21 protein-coding genes are annotated in these 16,839 nt (G+C 39.9%); 13 read left to right on the forward strand and 8 right to left on the reverse strand.

Features of this window, described 5'->3' with window-relative positions; genetic code table 11:
- Positions 1 to 56: 56 nt before the first annotated feature.
- The 7 genes from IRQ78_RS00460 (at position 57) to IRQ78_RS00490 (ending at position 2,815) form a co-directional block, all read left to right on the forward strand.
- On the forward strand, positions 57 to 263 hold the full coding sequence (locus tag IRQ78_RS00460; RefSeq protein WP_194441059.1) for a hypothetical protein: 207 nt from the start codon (positions 57 to 59) through the stop codon (positions 261 to 263).
- On the forward strand, positions 256 to 528 hold the full coding sequence (locus IRQ78_RS00465; protein WP_194441060.1) for a hypothetical protein: 273 nt from the start codon (positions 256 to 258) through the stop codon (positions 526 to 528). The genes IRQ78_RS00460 and IRQ78_RS00465 overlap by 8 nt, the downstream gene beginning before the upstream one ends.
- Positions 529 to 530: 2 nt before the next feature.
- Positions 531 to 977 carry a hypothetical protein gene (locus IRQ78_RS00470; RefSeq protein WP_194441061.1) on the forward strand — a complete coding sequence of 149 codons (447 nt, stop codon included), beginning with the start codon at positions 531 to 533 and terminating at the stop codon, positions 975 to 977.
- A gap of 59 nt (positions 978 to 1,036) precedes the next feature.
- Entirely contained in the window at positions 1,037 to 1,231 is a 195-nt protein-coding gene (locus IRQ78_RS00475) for a YwbE family protein (protein WP_036971837.1), read from the forward strand.
- Entirely contained in the window at positions 1,228 to 1,755 is a 528-nt protein-coding gene (locus IRQ78_RS00480) for a DUF4240 domain-containing protein (protein WP_194441062.1), read from the forward strand. The genes IRQ78_RS00475 and IRQ78_RS00480 overlap by 4 nt, the downstream gene beginning before the upstream one ends.
- Before the next feature lie 186 nt (positions 1,756 to 1,941).
- Positions 1,942 to 2,358: a DUF805 domain-containing protein gene (locus IRQ78_RS00485; protein ID WP_138599969.1), complete on the forward strand. Its 417-nt coding sequence runs from the start codon at positions 1,942 to 1,944 to the stop codon at positions 2,356 to 2,358.
- A gap of 49 nt (positions 2,359 to 2,407) precedes the next feature.
- Positions 2,408 to 2,815, forward strand: coding sequence for a DoxX-like family protein (locus IRQ78_RS00490; RefSeq protein ID WP_194441063.1), 408 nt, complete (start codon positions 2,408 to 2,410; stop codon positions 2,813 to 2,815).
- On the opposite strand, the gene IRQ78_RS00495 is transcribed toward IRQ78_RS00490, so the two are convergent.
- Entirely contained in the window at positions 2,793 to 3,689 is an 897-nt protein-coding gene (locus IRQ78_RS00495; protein ID WP_194441064.1) for a LysR family transcriptional regulator, read from the reverse strand. The genes IRQ78_RS00490 and IRQ78_RS00495 overlap by 23 nt on opposite strands.
- 120 nt (positions 3,690 to 3,809) lie before the next feature.
- Here IRQ78_RS00495 and hutH point away from each other — a divergent pair, with 120 nt between their 5' ends.
- Positions 3,810 to 5,303 (forward strand): histidine ammonia-lyase, encoded by a 1,494-nt coding sequence (gene hutH, locus IRQ78_RS00500; protein ID WP_138599965.1) that lies wholly within the window; start codon positions 3,810 to 3,812, stop codon positions 5,301 to 5,303.
- A gap of 11 nt (positions 5,304 to 5,314) precedes the next feature.
- On the forward strand, positions 5,315 to 7,315 hold the full coding sequence (locus IRQ78_RS00505) for a urocanate hydratase (protein ID WP_138599964.1): 2,001 nt from the start codon (positions 5,315 to 5,317) through the stop codon (positions 7,313 to 7,315).
- A 288-nt stretch (positions 7,316 to 7,603) separates the two neighbouring features.
- Here IRQ78_RS00505 and IRQ78_RS00510 read toward each other — a convergent pair whose 3' ends face one another.
- Positions 7,604 to 8,035, reverse strand: a complete 432-nt coding sequence (locus tag IRQ78_RS00510) for a hypothetical protein (RefSeq protein WP_138599963.1) — start codon at positions 8,033 to 8,035, stop codon at positions 7,604 to 7,606.
- 181 nt (positions 8,036 to 8,216) lie between these two features.
- Here IRQ78_RS00510 and IRQ78_RS00515 point away from each other — a divergent pair, with 181 nt between their 5' ends.
- Together IRQ78_RS00515 and IRQ78_RS00520 are read left to right on the forward strand one after the other, a co-directional pair.
- The gene (locus tag IRQ78_RS00515; RefSeq protein WP_054552093.1) at positions 8,217 to 8,672 is read left to right on the forward strand and encodes a hypothetical protein; all 456 of its coding nucleotides are present in this window, start codon (positions 8,217 to 8,219) and stop codon (positions 8,670 to 8,672) included.
- 58 nt (positions 8,673 to 8,730) lie between these two features.
- Positions 8,731 to 9,204 (forward strand): mechanosensitive ion channel family protein, encoded by a 474-nt coding sequence (locus IRQ78_RS00520; protein WP_054552094.1) that lies wholly within the window; start codon positions 8,731 to 8,733, stop codon positions 9,202 to 9,204.
- Positions 9,205 to 9,261: 57 nt separating this feature from the next.
- On the opposite strand, the gene bfr (IRQ78_RS00525) is transcribed toward IRQ78_RS00520, so the two are convergent.
- The 6 genes from bfr (IRQ78_RS00525) to IRQ78_RS00550 form a co-directional block, all read right to left on the reverse strand.
- Positions 9,262 to 9,726 carry a bacterioferritin gene (gene bfr / locus IRQ78_RS00525; protein ID WP_054552095.1) on the reverse strand — a complete coding sequence of 155 codons (465 nt, stop codon included), beginning with the start codon at positions 9,724 to 9,726 and terminating at the stop codon, positions 9,262 to 9,264.
- 11 nt (positions 9,727 to 9,737) lie between these two features.
- A complete protein-coding gene (gene bfr, locus IRQ78_RS00530; RefSeq protein ID WP_054552096.1) occupies positions 9,738 to 10,211 on the reverse strand; it encodes a bacterioferritin in 474 nt (157 codons plus the stop codon).
- Positions 10,212 to 10,421: 210 nt separating this feature from the next.
- On the reverse strand, positions 10,422 to 12,557 hold the full coding sequence (locus IRQ78_RS00535; protein ID WP_138599962.1) for a TonB-dependent receptor: 2,136 nt from the start codon (positions 12,555 to 12,557) through the stop codon (positions 10,422 to 10,424).
- 180 nt (positions 12,558 to 12,737) lie between these two features.
- On the reverse strand, positions 12,738 to 13,073 hold the full coding sequence (locus IRQ78_RS00540; RefSeq protein WP_138599961.1) for a DUF3703 domain-containing protein: 336 nt from the start codon (positions 13,071 to 13,073) through the stop codon (positions 12,738 to 12,740).
- A 28-nt stretch (positions 13,074 to 13,101) separates the two neighbouring features.
- A complete protein-coding gene (locus IRQ78_RS00545) occupies positions 13,102 to 14,172 on the reverse strand; it encodes a PepSY-associated TM helix domain-containing protein (protein ID WP_054552233.1) in 1,071 nt (356 codons plus the stop codon).
- A gap of 64 nt (positions 14,173 to 14,236) precedes the next feature.
- Positions 14,237 to 15,100 carry a cation diffusion facilitator family transporter gene (locus tag IRQ78_RS00550; protein ID WP_138599960.1) on the reverse strand — a complete coding sequence of 288 codons (864 nt, stop codon included), beginning with the start codon at positions 15,098 to 15,100 and terminating at the stop codon, positions 14,237 to 14,239.
- A 170-nt stretch (positions 15,101 to 15,270) separates the two neighbouring features.
- Between IRQ78_RS00550 and IRQ78_RS00555 the strand changes: the two genes are divergently transcribed.
- Positions 15,271 to 15,648 (forward strand): hypothetical protein, encoded by a 378-nt coding sequence (locus IRQ78_RS00555; RefSeq protein ID WP_054552100.1) that lies wholly within the window; start codon positions 15,271 to 15,273, stop codon positions 15,646 to 15,648.
- A 105-nt stretch (positions 15,649 to 15,753) separates the two neighbouring features.
- Complete coding sequence (locus tag IRQ78_RS00560) at positions 15,754 to 16,833, forward strand: efflux RND transporter periplasmic adaptor subunit (RefSeq protein ID WP_228482469.1); 1,080 nt, start codon at positions 15,754 to 15,756, stop codon at positions 16,831 to 16,833.
- The last annotated feature ends 6 nt before the right edge of the window (positions 16,834 to 16,839 follow it).

The raw sequence follows: 16,839 nt of genomic DNA on the forward strand, positions 1-16,839 counted from the left end.
CCACGCAATATACAGGAAATTGCAGCACCAATGTATAACTACATGAAGGAAATTTAATGTTTTTTAACGCTTTAAAATTAGCCGTGATTGCAACGCTTGCTGTGGTTGTATCAGCGTGTAGCTCTGATGCCCGTTATCATGAAATTCAATCAGCACGTTTAAGTGAATGCAATTATTTGGCAGATAAAGAATACCATGAGTGTGTTAAACGCCAGCAAGACAGTTACGAAGAATTTAAAAAACAACAAGCAGAACATGACTAAAACAGAAAAGCGTCTAGATAAGGTTATTCGAGTTGCTTTAACGCAAGCGTGCGAACTAGCAAAAGAGCACGTACACGAATTTTCATGGTTAACGCATACTGCTGATCTAAAAAAGCTACCGCAATCACTAAAAGTCAGTTGTTATTGTAAAGAGCTGCCGATAACCGCTGAGCAAACCCAGTTAATTAGCAGTCTAATTATCAAAGAATTGAGTGCAAAAGATTTAGCTATCAATGTAAAAGCAATTTCATTTTTAAAGGAATAATAATGTACTTAAATTTAGACCCTAAACAGATGGTTAGATTAAACCTAGCTCTTGCTGTGTTATTTATTTGTGTAGGTGTGTACAGCTTGCAATCAGACTCATTACCTATTTCAAGTTTTACCGGTTTTATATTTGCAATTGCTTTTATGGTGCAAGCCTATCGCTCAACAGAAAAATTTGCAGCCAAAACAGCCCTTAGTAAAACACTCATGACAACAGACACGAGCTTAACGGTTAAGCAGGTTTATTATGGCGAGCAAGAAAAGACTCTTGAATTAAGCCGTATAACGCAACTGAAAGTTGCTGATAACTATTTAGCCGTCATATTAGATAACAACGGCCAAGGTTATGACTTTCAAATAAAAGGTAAAGCTGAAGCCATCACTGAACGTTTAAATGAGATTTTGCCAAAGGCGCTGCTTAAAAACAGCCCAATCAAACAGGTTTAATTTGGTAAGCCAGCTGCAAATGGCTATAATCGGCAAAAATTATTGAAAGAGATATAGCAATGGCAGTGCCTACGCGTTCACAAATTTCAATTGGCTGCGAAGTCAACATTGTATTAAAACAAGATCAACGAACAGGTCAGTTAACTCAAGGTGTGGTATCACGTATTTTAACTAAATCACCAAATCACCCGCATGGTATTAAAGTACAGCTTGATGATGGTCAAGTAGGGCGCGTGAAAGAGATTTTATCATGAGTGTTTTAAGCGAAAGTGAATTTTGGCAACTCGTGACCGCCGAATATAAAACTGCTGAGCCTGAGTCTGTTTGTAATGCATTAAAAGCAAAGCTGACTGATTTATCTGACCAACAGCTGATGGAGTTCGATAAGCAGTTTAACCTACGTATGCGTAAAGCTTATACCTGGGATTTATTTGGCGCTGCATATGTGATGGCCGGATGTAACGACGATTATGGTTTTTCTGAGTTTTTATGTTGGCTTATTTCACGTGGTGAACAGGCTTTTTTGAAAGCGCTTGAAAACCCAGACTCAATTGCTGAGTGTACGCCTGTTTATCATTTAAACGAACAGCCTTACCCGTATTTAGATGAGTACGATTTAATTGCCGGTATGCTTTACGAAGAGCGTAATGATGACGAATTACCCTTTGTACCATCTGGCCTTGAGCAACCAAAAGGTAAACGCTTTAAAGATAAGGCCAAGTTTTTAAAGCAAACCTATCCAAATTTATACGCCAAATATTGGCAACAACCGAACTAATTAAAAGCACCTAAGGGTGCTTTTTTATGCGCTAATACTTACTTTTCTATAGCTTTCAGAAATTTTTAGTACCTATATTTAATCATTTTGTGGTATCTTATTCACGCTATATTCAGCTAATTTAACAATATAAATCAGCAAGCTAAGTTTAATTAGTTTGCTTAACACATATCAAAGGAAATGACAGTGTCAGAAAACGTATATCAAGCACCAGAAGCAAACCTTGCTACAGCGTCAACAGAAACAACTACCTTAAGCATGAAAGAAATCTTATTTTCTTTTAAAGGACGTATTCCTCGTAAGACTTATTGGTATTCTTTCTTAGGTATTATTGTAGCTTCATTTGTTTTTATGTTCGTAGTTGCATTATTAACAGGTGGTAATGAAACAGCAATCTCTGTAATCACACTCATCTTTTATATCCCGCTTATGTGGGTTTCGCTTGCGGTTCAAGTTAAACGCTGGCACGACCGTAATAAATCAGGTTGGTGGGTACTGATTGGCTTAGTTCCACTGATTGGTGGTATTTGGGCGTTAATCGAAAATGGCTTTTTAGCAGGTGATGAAGCTGAGAACCGTTTCGGTAAACCTACTAGCTTATAAGCTTTACTGTGTGCTCTGAATATCAGAGCACACAAAACAAACGTGTCTAATGAAGCATTTAACAACGATTCAAATAGCTAGATTTATTATCAGCTTTAGTTGGCTTTATCATGGGCTGATGCCAAAACTAATTCATATTGCTCCTCTTGAATTAAAAATGACGGCCAGTTTTGGCTTCAATGCTGAAATCTCAACGCTCATCACCCGAGCAGCTGGCATAGGTGAAATTATATTTGCCGTGCTGTTCTTTATTTTTTATCGTTCAATCTTTATCAATATTCTCAATATCGCCGCTTTAGTTGGGCTAGCGCTGTTTGTTGCCGTTTTACAACCCGCACTTTTAATCGAAGCGTTTAATCCTGTGACCACAAACCTTGCCATGATCGCCTTTAGTCTTGTGCTCATTACAGAGCAAAAAGCTTTAAACAAAAACACTAGACCGAGTAACAACGCTTAATTTCGTCAATCATGGCATTTGCTAAAGGCGAGCTGGCATTTGTTTTTGAGGTGATCAATACCACAGGAATATCGTAGTGATATTTACTCGGTTGAATAGCTCTAAAAATACCTTTATCGACCCAGAACTGTGCGTAGTGATCGGGTAAATAACCAATAAACTCACCCGATAAAATTAAATGTGCAATACCTTCATCATGATAAGCAACAGCACTATTTTGATAGTTTAAACCGTCGTTTCGGCTTTCTTTATCACGCATGTAGTTACTGGTAATCACTTCGGCTTCTTTAATGAGCTCATCTATTTGTTTATCTTCACACTCAAATAATGGGTGACCGACTGCGCAATACAAAAAGTTAGTTTCATTGTGTAGGGCGGTGTAATCTAACCCGCGAATATGATGGCGGCTAACACCAATTCCTACTAATGAACGGCCATTGGCTACTGCGGTTTCTACCTCTCGTGCCTCGCACACATTAATATCGAACTGAATGTTTTTACCTTTGCCCTTTAACTTTGCGATTACGCGGGGAATGGCACAACGTGGGTCGCTGACCATGGTATCTATCATGGCAATACTTAAACGCCCCGATAACTCGTTTTTAGAGCTTGCTACGGTATTAGCAAAGGCTTCGCATTGCTGAAGCAGTTCAATTGATGCCTGATAAGTGATGGCGCCAGCGTCTGTTATTTCAAAACCACTGCGGCCACGTTTACATAATTTAATACCAAGCCTTACTTCTAAATCTGATAAATGCGCACTGATGGTGGAGCGGCCAATATTCAAACGTGACTCTGCGGCTGAAAGCCCGCCACACTCAACAATTGCTACAAAAACGCGCAATAAGCGCAGGTCTACGTCATGAACTTGCATAGCTCTTCTTTAAGTTCGATAAATCTGGAATGAATAACGATAATTATGCATTTGTAAAACAACTAGAGCAAGCTAGACTCCACCTAAATAAAACTTAATCCTGTTCTTTAGGAGTTATAAATGACATTTAAGTATGGTGTTGACCAATTAACGTTAGATAGCGTTAATGCTATTGCAGCCGGTACGTTACAGGCAGAGCTTTGCCAAGAAGCAATTGATAAAATTAATAAAAGCCGCCAAAACGTAGACAAAATGGCTGCCTCAGATAAAGCCATTTATGGTATCAATACGGGCTTTGGCCCATTGTGTGATACACAAATTTCTCCAGAAGAAACTAACCTTTTACAAAAGAACTTATTGATCACACACGCTGTTGGTGTGGGTGAGCCAATCGCTAAACCGATTTCAAAGCTGATGCTAATCACCAAAGTACACGCATTAAGCCAAGGTTTTTCAGGTATTCGTTTAACCGTTGTTGAGCGTATGCTTAAGTTTATTGAACTTGATATTATCCCTGTTGTACCAGAGCAAGGCTCAGTTGGCGCGTCAGGCGATTTAGCACCGTTATCACACTTATTCTTACCTCTTTTAGGTGAAGGTGAGTTTTGGGTAAACGACACAATCAAGCCAGCAGCAGAGGTATTAAAAGAGCATGGTTTAGCGCCTTTAGATTTACATGCTAAAGAAGGCCTAGCATTAATTAACGGTACTCAGTTTATTTTATCGCATGCCATTACTGCGCTTACTAAAATGCGTTACTTATTAGACCTTGCAGATATCGCAGGTGCTATGAGCATTGAAGGTATGCAAGGTAGCGAATCACCGTTCCGTGAAGAGTTACACGCAATTCGTGCTTTTAAAGGTAATGTTGAAGTTGCAGCACGTATGCGTAGCTTTTTTGCAGGCTCTGAAAACATGGCTTCACACACTGATTGTGACCGTGTTCAAGACCCTTACTCATTACGTTGTATTCCACAAGTTCATGGTGCATCGCGTAACGCGTACTACCATTTAAAAGAGCTTGCTGAAACAGAAATGAACTCTGTAACAGATAACCCAATTGTGATCAGCGAAGAAGAAGCCATTTCGGGTGGTGGTTTCCACGGTCAACCACTTGCTATGGTATTAGATTACGCATCAATCGCAGCGGCAGAGCTTGGTAACATTGCTGATCGTCGTTGTTACTTACTGCTTGAGGGCTTACACGGCTTACCACGTTTGTTAACGACATCGGGTGGCTTAAACTCTGGCATGATGATCCCGCAATATGTGACTGCGGCATTGGTAACAGAAAATAAATCATTGTGTTTCCCACCATCAGCAGACAGCGTACCAACATCAATGGGCCAAGAAGATCACGTATCTATGGGTAGTATCTCTGGTCGTAAGTTAAACCAGATTTTAGGTAACCTTGATAAAATCTTTGCTATTGAGCTGATGTATGCAGCGCAAGCAATCGAATTTAGACGTCCTAACAAGTGTTCAGACATCATTGAAGAAAACTTTGCGCTCATTCGCAGCAAAGTTGCCAAATTAGAAGAAGACCGCTTACTTAAGCCAGACATTGATGCCATGGTAGAACTTGTTAAATCGCAAGCGTTTAAAGTTAACTAAGGGAGCAAATAATGACTTTTCAAGAACAAATTAAGCAAGGTATCCCGAGTGTATTGCCAGAGCCAAAACCGTATCCAAGTGATGCAAACCGTGCTCCAAAACGTAAAGACATTTTATCGGCTGACGAAAAGCAATTAGCGATTCGTAACGCATTGCGTTATTTCCCTAAAGAATGGCACAAAGAATTAGCCGCTGAATTTGCCGCTGAGCTTAAGCAATTTGGCCGTATTTACATGTATCGCTTTAAGCCTAACTATGAGCTTAAAGCGCGCTCAATCAGTGATTACCCGGCTAAATGCGAACAAGCTGCCGCTATCATGTTAATGATCGACAATAACCTTGATCCTGCAGTAGCACAGCATCCTGAAGAGCTAATCACTTACGGTGGTAACGGTGCGGTATTCCAAAACTGGGCGCAGTACTTATTAACCATGAAGTACTTAAGCGAAATGGAAGAAGACCAAACGCTACACATGTATTCGGGTCACCCTATGGGATTATTTCCATCATCAGTTGAAGCACCGCGTGTGGTTGTAACGAACGGTATGATGATCCCGAACTATTCGAAGCCGGATGACTGGGAAAAATTCAATGCACTGGGTGTAACTCAATACGGTCAAATGACTGCGGGTTCATTTATGTACATTGGCCCACAAGGTATTGTTCACGGTACAACCATTACGGTAATGAATGCATTCCGTAAAGTACTGGAAAAAGGCGAATCACCAAAAGGTAAGATCTTCTTAACTGCTGGTTTAGGCGGTATGAGTGGTGCGCAGCCTAAAGCGGGTAACATTGCTAACTGTATTACCGTGTGTGCTGAGGTTAACCCTAAAGCAGCTATTAAGCGTCATCAACAAGGTTGGGTTGATGAGCTAATTGATAACATGCCAGAGCTTGTTGAGCGTGTACGTACGGCTCAGCAAAATGAAGAAGTGGTTTCAATTGCCTTTATCGGTAACGTGGTTGATGTATGGGAAAGCTTCTTAGCTGAAGATATTTTCATTCACTTAGGTTCAGACCAAACTTCACTTCATAACCCATGGTCAGGCGGTTACTACCCGGTTGATATCAGCTATGAAGAGTCAAATCGTTTAATTCGTGAAGAGCCAGAAGTATTTAAAGAAAAAGTACAAGCGACGCTTAAACGCCACGCCGATGCTGTTAACAAGCACACGGCAAAAGGAACTTACTTCTTTGATTACGGTAATGCGTTCTTGCTAGAGGCATCACGCGCTGGTGGCGATGTAATGGCTGAAAACGGTATTGATTTTAAATACCCATCATATGTACAAGATATTCTTGGCCCAATGTGTTTTGACTACGGTTTTGGCCCATTCCGCTGGGTATGTACGTCAGGTAAACCTGAAGATCTTGATAAAACAGATGCGATTGCTGCAGACGTTTTAAATAAAATCATGGCAGACTCGCCTGAAGAGATCCAACAGCAAATGCAAGACAACATCACATGGATCAAAGATGCGAAGCAAAACAAACTGGTTGTTGGTTCGCAAGCTCGTATTTTATATGCCGATGCACAAGGCCGCGCTGAAATCGCTAAAGCCTTTAATGATGCTATTAATCGTGGCGAAATTGGTCCGGTTGTTCTTGGGCGTGACCACCATGATGTAAGTGGTACTGATTCACCTTTCCGTGAAACATCAAACATTTATGATGGTAGCCGCTTCACAGCAGATATGGCGATTCACAATGTAATTGGTGACGGTTTCCGCGGTGCTACTTGGGTATCTATCCACAACGGTGGCGGTGTTGGCTGGGGCGAAGTGATCAACGGCGGTTTTGGTATGCTACTCGATGGTAGTGAAGCTGCCGAGCGTCGTTTGAAATCTATGCTCTTATTTGATGTAAACAACGGTATTGCTCGTCGTAGTTGGGCGCGTAACGAAGAAGCTAATTTTGCGATTAAACGTGAAATGGCGCGTACCCCTAAACTTAAAGTGACCTTGTCTAATAACGTTGATGATGATGTTTTATCAAACTTAGATTTCTAAGTTGTGTCAATGCAAAAAGGCCATGTTGTAAGCGCAACATGGCCTTTTTTATTGCCAAAAAATATTAAATAGCGCATCGTTTGGGAGGCATTTTTACGCCGAACATTAAAGGTTCACGGCTGAAGCCGTTCCTACGTGAAAATTTCCACGGTTTTTGTCGCCATAAATGAGGACCTACATGGGCACTCGTAGGCGTGAAACGTGTTTCTCGCGTTTGTATTTAAAAGTAGCAGTATAAAGCTGCTGCTACTTAAGGTGCATGGTCTCAAAGATCATTGACTCGCAACTTTAATCATCTTTCTTAGCTTTTTTCGCGAGAATTTCGACTTCGGCTTTTTCGGTTACACCTGCCATACTCAGGGCTGTGCTGCCTACCGATTCATATTCAAGTTTGATTTTATCGAGTTTGGCGTCGTTTTTGTCAGGTAAACTTAAGCTACGTGATGACATTCCTTTGGTTAAAACACCAAGGTTATCAAACACCTTTTCTTCACCGGTATTCATAATAACTTTAATTTTCTTAAGATTCACTGTGCCATGAGTACATTTAATTTTAATATGGCTGTAACGACTGCTAGTGATTGGGTTAACAGTATCGGTTTCGCTTTTGTAGCTTACCTTTTTCTCGGCAATCGATTTCCATTCGTCATCACTCGCCAGGCTTTGCATGCTTGTTAAAGCAAGAAATGTCGTTAAGGTAATTAGTTTGATTAATTTCATAAGATTCCCTCCAAAGATGTCACTTTAAAATTTATAGCATATAAACAGCTTTGTTTCCTATGAGAAGTTAAATCACAGAACTAATTTCATGTTTTAGTCGTATTAACTAGTAGGTAATTAATTCACCAACCATAATCAGCATGCTATGCTAGTTAAGTGTCTATAAGTTTATGGATTTTCAATGAGATATTACTTTTGTTTAGTGTTTTTTTTGTTTTCAACATCGTCTTATGCAAGTGCTTTGCTTGATGTAAAGCCAAGCAATAAAACGCAGTTTTTGGCTTTGATAAAAGATAAACAAGGCAATTATAAAGTAAAAGAGGGTAGCGATGCGGTTTGCCAAAACGCATCCTTTGCATTGATAAAAGAACCTACGCAAGGCTTTAGGTTAGGAACGTTAATCGACTTTAGTGACTTACATAACGGAACCCAGGTGAAGAAGATCCCTAACTACTGTGTTGTCAGTTCGAAGTTAAAATACTTTGTAAATGGCATTGTTAGAACTAAGCGCTATTTTCGCTGTGATAATGAAGGCGACAACGGTTCAACAACAGAAGATCTGCGTTTTAAAGATAATGCCGATATTACTTACACGCTGAGTAAACCTGACGTGTCTTGTGTGTTTGAAAAGCAATAATAGTTTCCCTCACACAATTTTAAGCCTATGATGGCTTTATTTTTTAACTGATAATTCTATGACTAGCCAATTTATTCAAGCATTTTTAGTGCTTGCTGCTTTTTATATAGCAAGCCTTATTATTGACCGCGCTATTAAACAGTTTCAACGTCGCTTTGATTCAACCGCTCTTGAAACTTTTCGGCTGATTTCTAACTCGCAGCGCGCTATTTTATTATTCATTGGTATTGTGCTGGCGTTATCGAAACTGGGTTTTGACGTAGCCGCGTTAGTTGCTGGCTTAGGCCTAACAGGCTTTGCTTTGGGTTTTGCGTTGAAGGATGCTATTTCAAACCTAGTCGCAGGTGTCATGATTGTGCTTTATAAACCCATTAAGCTTGGTAATTACATTGAAGTGAGTAACTCAAAGGGCACTGTGATTGATCTTAATTTGCGCTATATCACAATTAAAGGCGAGGGAGCGGTGCATTTAATTCCTAATTCTTTAATTTTAAGTAATAAAGTGTCAATCATTGATCGCGAAGACGATTAATCACAAATTTTAGCCATAAAAAAAGCAGCCTAGGCTGCTTTTTTAAGTTTTAGCAAATTACATTTGAGATTGCAGGTAATTCTCAAGCCCTGCGGTTTTGATTAACTGCTGCTGTGTTTCAAGCCAATCAATCTGTTCTTCTTGCTCATTTAAGATGTTATCTAGCGCTTCACGGCTGATGTAATCTTTTTTCTCTTCAGCAAGTTTAATTGCCGCTTTAAGATCAGGTAATGAATCAAGTTCAAAGCTCATATTCGCTTCGATCATTTCTTCAGAGTTTTCACCTATACGTAGGCGGCCTAAATCTTGTAAATTTGGTAAACCTTCTAAAAACAAAATACGCTCAATTAAACGGTCGGCGTTTTTCATTTTTTGAATAGATACTTTGTAATCAGCTTTGTCTAATTTTGAAAAACCAAAATCTTTAAACATACGAGCGTGTAAAAAGTATTGGTTAATACCTACTAATTCATTCGCTAATACTTTATTAAGTGCAGCAATGACGCTTTTATCACCTTTCATACAATTAGCCTCTATTCGCCCATTTGAGATTGATGGTAGTTTTGGCTACCAATTTTGTCGATTAGACCAAGCTGTTGTTCTAACCAGTAAACATGATCTTCTTCTGTATCAAACAATAGCTTCTCAAGCACTTCACGTGATTGATAGTCTTTTTCTTGTTCACAGATGGCAATGGCTTCTTTAACACAGTCAACCACTTCTAGCTCAAGTGTAAGGTCATTTTGCATCATGCTCTTTACGTCTGAGCCAATTAATAGGTCACGACGCTTAGTCATGTTTGGTACGCCTTCTAAAAACAGAATACGTTTGATCAACCAATCAGCGTGATCTTTTTCTTCTTCCATTTCGTGGTTAAGGCGCTCATACAGCTTATTTAGGCCCCAATCGTCATACATACGAGAATGAATAAAGTATTGATCTATAGCAGCTAATTCGTTTGCGAGTAGTTTGTTAAAACTATCTATGACTTTTTGGTTACCTTTCATAATGCTGTCCTCAAATTCCAAGTTGCGGTAATTGTAGTATATAAAAACAAGATTGCAAACTTTTTCCTTTGTAAATCAGTTGTTTACTATTGATTGTGATTCTCGTTTAAGTTTGCGTTAATGGTTGATAAATGAACAGTTTATCGTTTCTATTTTTAAATGAAAAAAGCCCTTACTAAGAAGGGCTTGTTGTTCTAAACAAAGTTTAATTTAGAAACTATAGGTTGCACCAAGTGTCACAGTGGTACCTAAACCTTTAATGTTATAGCCACCGTAGGTGTATGACTGGGCACGGGCAGGGTAGTAATCATTGTTAAATAGATTTTCTACACCCATAAACGCTTGCCAGTTATCGCTAAAGTTATAACGGCCGCTTAGGTTGAACAGGTTGTAACTGCTAATTGGCCCTTGGTCGCCAACATAATCGCCGTCTGTATTTGGTTCAAAGCGTTTGCGTGAACCCACATATAAATAACTCACCGTCAGTGATAATTCATCATTAGGCTGCCAGTTTAAGTTAGCAGTGCCTTTTGGTGGGCTTATTTGGCGCGAACCTAAGTAAATGTCGTCTTCGGTGTTTTTACCTTCAACATAGCTGTAAGTTGCAACCAGTTTTAGAGTTGGATTAATTTTATAATCAACTAATGTTTCGTAACCCCAAATCTCTTGCGGTGCACGTACCGGCTCATACACACCAGTTACTTCATTAAAGCTATTCGTGGTGCCAAATTCTGATGTACTGCGATAGGCTGCAAATTCAAAACGTAAGTCATCAAACTGTGAGGTAAAACCAATTTCATAGTTATCGATGATTGATGCTTCTGTTTGAATTAAGCCAATATCATTTACCGTTGCTGCACGTAATAGGCGGCCAATATCTGAGATATCAGAGCCTTGTGAATAATTGGCAAACGGGCTGAAGGCCTCAAGTAAATTGTATTTCACACCTACATTATAAGTGGTTGCATCATAATCTATGGTGTCACCCTTTACACTAAGCGGCACTGAGCACTGTGTTTCTGAGCGGCAAAGCTTTAAGGTTTCATAGTCATCAACGGTTAAATCAATGCTCTCTTGGCGCACACCCGCTTTAATAACTAAATCATTATTGATAACCCATTTTGTTTGTAAAAAGCCAGCAAGGCTTTCCATATCCATTTCTGGTACCCAAACACGGCCATCTACAAGTGGCTGAGACGTCACATCATTCAGTGCATCTAGGCCATAAATGAAGGTAGCTTCAACATTGTCAAAATCAACAAGGGTATTAAAGGTAGCGCGCGCCCCTTTCTTTTCAGAGCGAATAATTGATTGGCCGCCTTCGTAGCCTTCGTCTGGGTTAGCTAGGTTGGTAGAAAAGAAAAACACGTTCTCGATGTCTTGCATGTAAAGATCGAGCGTCATTTGGGTATTAGTAAACAGGGCATAGTCTGTGTATTTTAAGGTAATGTTTTCGTTACCATCTGGGCCTTGTGGTTTACCTTTCTTTTGCAGCTCTTTAGGTACATGAATGGCATAGGTTTTTTCGCCATCGTTTAGGTTACCAACTACGTCACCTAAATCGGTTTTTTGTTGAGAGCTAAAGTAGTTATAGCTAAATTGCAGTTGCTTCTCATCGTCAAAATCATAACCTAGTTTGGTGAAGTAGTTTTCGGTTACTGCATCAGATAAACCATATTGTAAGCCAAGAATATCGCCTTCTGCGTCACGTTGAACACCATTTTCTTCGTAACTTGCGGTAAATAAGTAGCTAACTTTATCAGCTCTGCCGTTAATCGCTGCAGAGACACGGGCACCAGCGCTTTCTTCAAGTTTTACTGCACTAAAGCGTGAAGATAGGCTAATTTCACCTTCAGGCTGACCATCACTTGTTGCTTGTTTTGTGATGTAGTTAATAATACCGCCCGATGCACCATTACCATAAACAGAGGTAGCCCCTTTGATCACTTCAATACGTGCAATGGCACTTGGGTCGAGTGTTTTGACCCCTAACGAACCGTTTCTGAGTGGTGTAGATTGTGGCACACCATCAATCATCACAAGTGGTGCACGGCCACGTAAACTCTGACCTGTATTACTCGAACTACCTGTATCAGGTGCAAGACCAGGTACCATTTGCGCAAGTAAGCTTTGTAGTTCTGGATTAACTTTTAAATGCTCTTCAATTTGCTTTTGGCTAATAATCGTGACAGAAGCGGGTACTTCATCAATGCTTTCAAATACACGGCTGCCCGATACAACAACGTGTTCCATTTCTTCTGCGGTAAGTTTTTTATTGATGGCATTATCAGCAAATGATTGGCCGCTAATTGCAAGAGCGACCAGAGTAAGTGAGGTTTTTAACATGCTTGTCCTTGTTAAATCGGTATTTATTATGTGATTGTGCGGCAGTCTAAATGTAAAGAAGTGTAAAGGCAAGGCTAATGATAATTGTTTGCAATAATTAACTGTGTTGTTTTGTACCTACTTTTTAAATTAGTTATTAAGCAAATAGCTATTAGGTTTAGCAAGAAGAAAGATGTATTTTTAGTTTAAAAAGCGTTTTAAGTCGTCAGGTATAGGCATTGGTTTGAAAGGGCTAACATTAGTGCCTCCGGTATTACCGAGTGGTACCCAAATACGCGAAAATACAATTGAAGCAGCCATACGAACAAACTGACCAATTATTTCCTTGGTATTATGGGTTTTAAAACCAATTTTACACATCCACCAATGTGAGTAAGTGTGCGGAATAATATAGCTTTGACCGAGAATATGAGCCCGCTCTAAGTGATAAAAAGCGGTTGTGTAATCTGCTTTCTCATAACTCGTTTTAGCCAATATCATTTCGGTGTTAAAGGCATTTTTGAGCTCATTATTCATGGCGAATGGTATGTTTAGTAATGGTTGTTTATTTGTAATGCCGTTTGTACCAAAAGTAAACACCTGAAATCGTGAAAAACAACGGTGATAAAGCAAATAGTAACCACAGTAATTGCACGATAGAGCCTGCAAAATCACCAATATGAAACTTATATTTAAAGTTCCATGTTTGCGTGGTCCATGAGCTTTGGCTGGCATCATAGCTTGCAACAATATCTGCTGAATATGGGTTCGCCCATACCCAACTATAAGCATGGCTTTCACCCGGGTTCTCTATTCTAAAACCTATGTTATCAGTTGGTTTTTTCGGTAAATAAATTCTAAATAACTTACCCTCAGGAAATACAGTTTGTGCGTTATCAAACGCTTTTTGCACTTGAAATGGCGTAGCATCTAAAGGGGGAATAACGGCTGGTGGTTTTGGTCTATCTTCAACTGTACCTTGCATCACAAATTCTAATACGGCTTTGGTTTGTGGCTTCCAGTTAAACGCCATACCTGTGTAAGCAATTAAAATGAGTGGAATTAAAAAATACACACCCAGAACGGTATGTAGCTGATACATCAGCACTCTGAATTTTGCTTTACGCTTAATAGCCAAACGTTTAATACGATTTTTTGGCTTAACCCAAATATAAAAACCGAGCAGAATCTCAAAAATGAGTATTAGAGCACATACCGAAACCCAATTTCTTAGCGGGCGGTTCTTATCGGCATCTTCATAAAGCAACCAGCGGTGCAAAGCCATGGTAAAACCATAAATCGTGCTGTAGTAATCGTACTCATGTAGAACTTGACCATTGTATGGGTTAACACTGACATAGCGGTTATTAGCTAACTGTAATTGCCAGGCAAGATCACTGCGCTGCTCAGGCATTAACAGGGTAACCGGTTGTTTAGTTGAAGCTGAAACATGTTTTATGAGGCTATCAAAATCAAGTGCTGAAGCCGCTGGTGTTACAGTCCATTTATCGCTTTGAGTAAGGTATTGAATGTCTTTTGCGTAAATAAGCAACGCACCGGTCAAACTTAAACAAATCAAAAATAAACCGCTTACTAAGGCAAGCAATAAATGCGTACGACGTAACCACAACTTCAACAAGGTTTGTTCCTTCAGTTTGCTGTTAAAACAAAACTGAATAGTAAATGATAACGCGTAACATTTACACTAAAACTTGTTCAATGGTGCAGCTTTCAATTGCAAAGTTATCATGCAAAAAGTGACGTATTTCATCGTTATTGATGTTGTGCTTGGCACTAAACTTTAGCTCGCAATGAACGTGATGATCGTCTATTTGCCACGTTTTGAGATAATCAATATCAGTAATTGCAAATTGGGTTTTGAGCTCAGTAATAGCTGCTGCTAAAGCAAAATTATCAGGGGCTGCCTGCATCAATATTTTACTGCTCGCTATTAACAGCAAAACACCATGGTAAATGACATACAAAGAAATCAGCATAGTGGCAATTAAATCAACAATATACCATTGATAAAGAATAATTAAGGTACCTGCTATGATCACCACCACTGAAGCTAATGCATCAGACACATTATGTATAAACGCAGCACGAATATTCATGCTGTCTTTAGCACCTGCTTTGTAAGTTAAAAGAGCGGTGACAAGATCAACAACTAGCGCAAAACCCGCAACCCAAATGATGATCCAACCATCAATGGGCTCAGGGTTTAAATAGTTGGAGATAGCTTCAATAATTAGGTAACCACCAATCACAATTAAACTTAAACTATTAAATAAGGTTGCTAAAATTTCAGCGCGTTTATAACCGTATTGATAACGATCATTGGCAGGTTTGGCACCAATTTTTCGGGCGATTAGGGCAATGAATAACGACGAGGCATCACTTAAATTATGCAGTGCATCAGCAATTAACGATAAACTGCCAGAAACAAGGCCGCCAATCACCTGAGCGACAGTTAATAACACATTGATTGCAACTGCCAGCATGAGTTGGCGGGTGCTTTGGTTATTTGTATCGTGATGATGGTGGTGGTGTCCGTGTCCCATAAAAATACCGAGTTATTGATTTGCTTTATTTTTATACCATGCGTGCCGTGGTATTGAAATGTTTGTAATGCATTGTTCGTGTACAGATTATAATTTACTGTTCAAATGCCGGTGGATTTGTTAATTTAGCGCCGTTGTACCAATTTTTAGTTCTAATTTTTAGGCTCAATGTGAAAGCTGCATTTATTATTTTGATTAGCGTATTATTGCTCCAGCCACTGCTGGATAGCTTTGATGTGGCCGATCATAATGCTGCGTTTAATCACACCTCGGTACTGTTATCAGAAGAAATTGACCTTGAAGCCCATTGCGCAGCCAATGGCGATCACCAGTTACATCAATCAGAGCATGCCGAGCTTAGCAAACAGTTGTCTGACTCAGCCGAAAAAGGCCATTGTCATGTTTGTCACAGCCCTGCGTTTGTCGATTCGCTGCAATTGTCTGAACCTACTGATGTTTATTTCGCTAAAATTGAATCACTTGATTTCAACTTCAAATCGGCTGACTTAGCACCGCTACATCGCCCACCTATTTTAGCTCTTACTTAATCAAAAACCCTTTTTTAGATTTTTTGGGCTTAGCCCATTTTAAGTAAGAGACACTCTATGTATTTAAGAAATTTTATGCGTTACGCATTGCTGTGCGTATGCTATATGACTGTGACAAATATTTATGCGACAGAACAAGCGCATAACCACCAAGAAAATGAGCAAGCTGAGCATGCTAATGAAGTCAGTTTAACTGAGCAGCAACAGCAACTCGCTAATATCAAGGTTGAGCGCCTTGTGCTGAAAAAACACAAGCAAACCTTGTATGCACCGGGCGAAATTAAAGCCAATGGCTATGCCAGTTATGTGGTGTCACCGCGTGTTGATTCTATCGTTGTAAAACGCCATGCCTTATTAGGGCAGCATGTAAATAAAGGAGACTCTTTAGTCACTTTATTTAGTGGCGAAGTGGCTAGCCAGCAAACAGAATTTAGATTAGCAGAAGCCGAGTGGCAACGCGTTACTAAAATGACCGCAGGCACAGTCAGCGAAAAACAAATCTTAACTGCCAAAGCCGAGTATGAAGTGGCTTATAGCCGGTTAGTTGCCTTTGGTTTATCAAAACAAGCTATTGCACAAACACTCACCATAAGCCCAGAAAAACTCGGTGAATACACCTTGTTTGCACAAACATCTGGGGCTGTTTTAACCGATAACTTTGCCCAAGGTCAGCGAGTAGATTCGGGGATTGAGCTGATGCTAATAGCCGATGAATCTGCGCTTTGGGTTGCTGCTCAGCTTTCAGCTAATCAAGACCGTACTATCAGTAATGGCTCTACGGCGCTGTTAGAAGTTAACGGCAATCGCTATCAAGCAAGGGTTATTCAAGAAGCACATACCATTGATGAACAAACACGTTCACGAACTGTTAGGCTCGAGGTAAAAAACACCCAGCATAGTTTGCACCCAGGCATGTTTGCGGATGTGTATTTTCATTTTGAAACAGACCAAGAGGTACTTGCCGTACCTGAAAACGCATTAACACGCAGTGCAGATGGTGACTGGCAGTTATTTGTCGTTGATGACGATGGTGGCTTTGCTGCCCATGAAGTAACCCTTGGCAGACGTTTTGGTGATTATCGCGAAGTGTTAGGTATCAAAGCCGGGCTTGAAGTTGTCACCCAAGGTGCTTTTTTTATTGCATCACAGCTAGCTAAAGGCGGATTTGATCCGCATAACCACTAGAGGTGA

It is taken from the genome of Pseudoalteromonas simplex, assembly GCF_015278155.1.
Lineage (GTDB): Bacteria > Pseudomonadota > Gammaproteobacteria > Enterobacterales > Alteromonadaceae > Pseudoalteromonas > Pseudoalteromonas simplex.

Bases quoted from the DNA above. Each gene is read 5' to 3' on its own strand.
- IRQ78_RS00460 (WP_194441059.1), top strand. From the start codon at position 57: ATGTTTTTTAACGCTTTAAAATTAGCCGTGATTGCAACGCTTGCTGTG.
- IRQ78_RS00465 (WP_194441060.1), top strand. From the start codon at position 256: ATGACTAAAACAGAAAAGCGTCTAGATAAGGTTATTCGAGTTGCTTTA.
- IRQ78_RS00470 (WP_194441061.1), top strand. From the start codon at position 531: ATGTACTTAAATTTAGACCCTAAACAGATGGTTAGATTAAACCTAGCT.
- IRQ78_RS00475 (WP_036971837.1), top strand. From the start codon at position 1,037: ATGGCAGTGCCTACGCGTTCACAAATTTCAATTGGCTGCGAAGTCAAC.
- IRQ78_RS00480 (WP_194441062.1), top strand. From the start codon at position 1,228: ATGAGTGTTTTAAGCGAAAGTGAATTTTGGCAACTCGTGACCGCCGAA.
- IRQ78_RS00490 (WP_194441063.1), top strand. From the start codon at position 2,408: ATGAAGCATTTAACAACGATTCAAATAGCTAGATTTATTATCAGCTTT.
- IRQ78_RS00495 (WP_194441064.1), bottom strand. From the start codon at position 3,689: ATGCAAGTTCATGACGTAGACCTGCGCTTATTGCGCGTTTTTGTAGCA.
- hutH (WP_138599965.1), top strand. From the start codon at position 3,810: ATGACATTTAAGTATGGTGTTGACCAATTAACGTTAGATAGCGTTAAT.
- IRQ78_RS00505 (WP_138599964.1), top strand. From the start codon at position 5,315: ATGACTTTTCAAGAACAAATTAAGCAAGGTATCCCGAGTGTATTGCCA.
- IRQ78_RS00510 (WP_138599963.1), bottom strand. From the start codon at position 8,035: ATGAAATTAATCAAACTAATTACCTTAACGACATTTCTTGCTTTAACA.
- IRQ78_RS00515 (WP_054552093.1), top strand. From the start codon at position 8,217: ATGAGATATTACTTTTGTTTAGTGTTTTTTTTGTTTTCAACATCGTCT.
- IRQ78_RS00520 (WP_054552094.1), top strand. From the start codon at position 8,731: ATGACTAGCCAATTTATTCAAGCATTTTTAGTGCTTGCTGCTTTTTAT.
- bfr (WP_054552095.1), bottom strand. From the start codon at position 9,726: ATGAAAGGTGATAAAAGCGTCATTGCTGCACTTAATAAAGTATTAGCG.
- bfr (WP_054552096.1), bottom strand. From the start codon at position 10,211: ATGAAAGGTAACCAAAAAGTCATAGATAGTTTTAACAAACTACTCGCA.
- IRQ78_RS00535 (WP_138599962.1), bottom strand. From the start codon at position 12,557: ATGTTAAAAACCTCACTTACTCTGGTCGCTCTTGCAATTAGCGGCCAA.
- IRQ78_RS00540 (WP_138599961.1), bottom strand. From the start codon at position 13,073: ATGAATAATGAGCTCAAAAATGCCTTTAACACCGAAATGATATTGGCT.
- IRQ78_RS00550 (WP_138599960.1), bottom strand. From the start codon at position 15,100: ATGGGACACGGACACCACCACCATCATCACGATACAAATAACCAAAGC.
- IRQ78_RS00560 (WP_228482469.1), top strand. From the start codon at position 15,754: ATGACTGTGACAAATATTTATGCGACAGAACAAGCGCATAACCACCAA.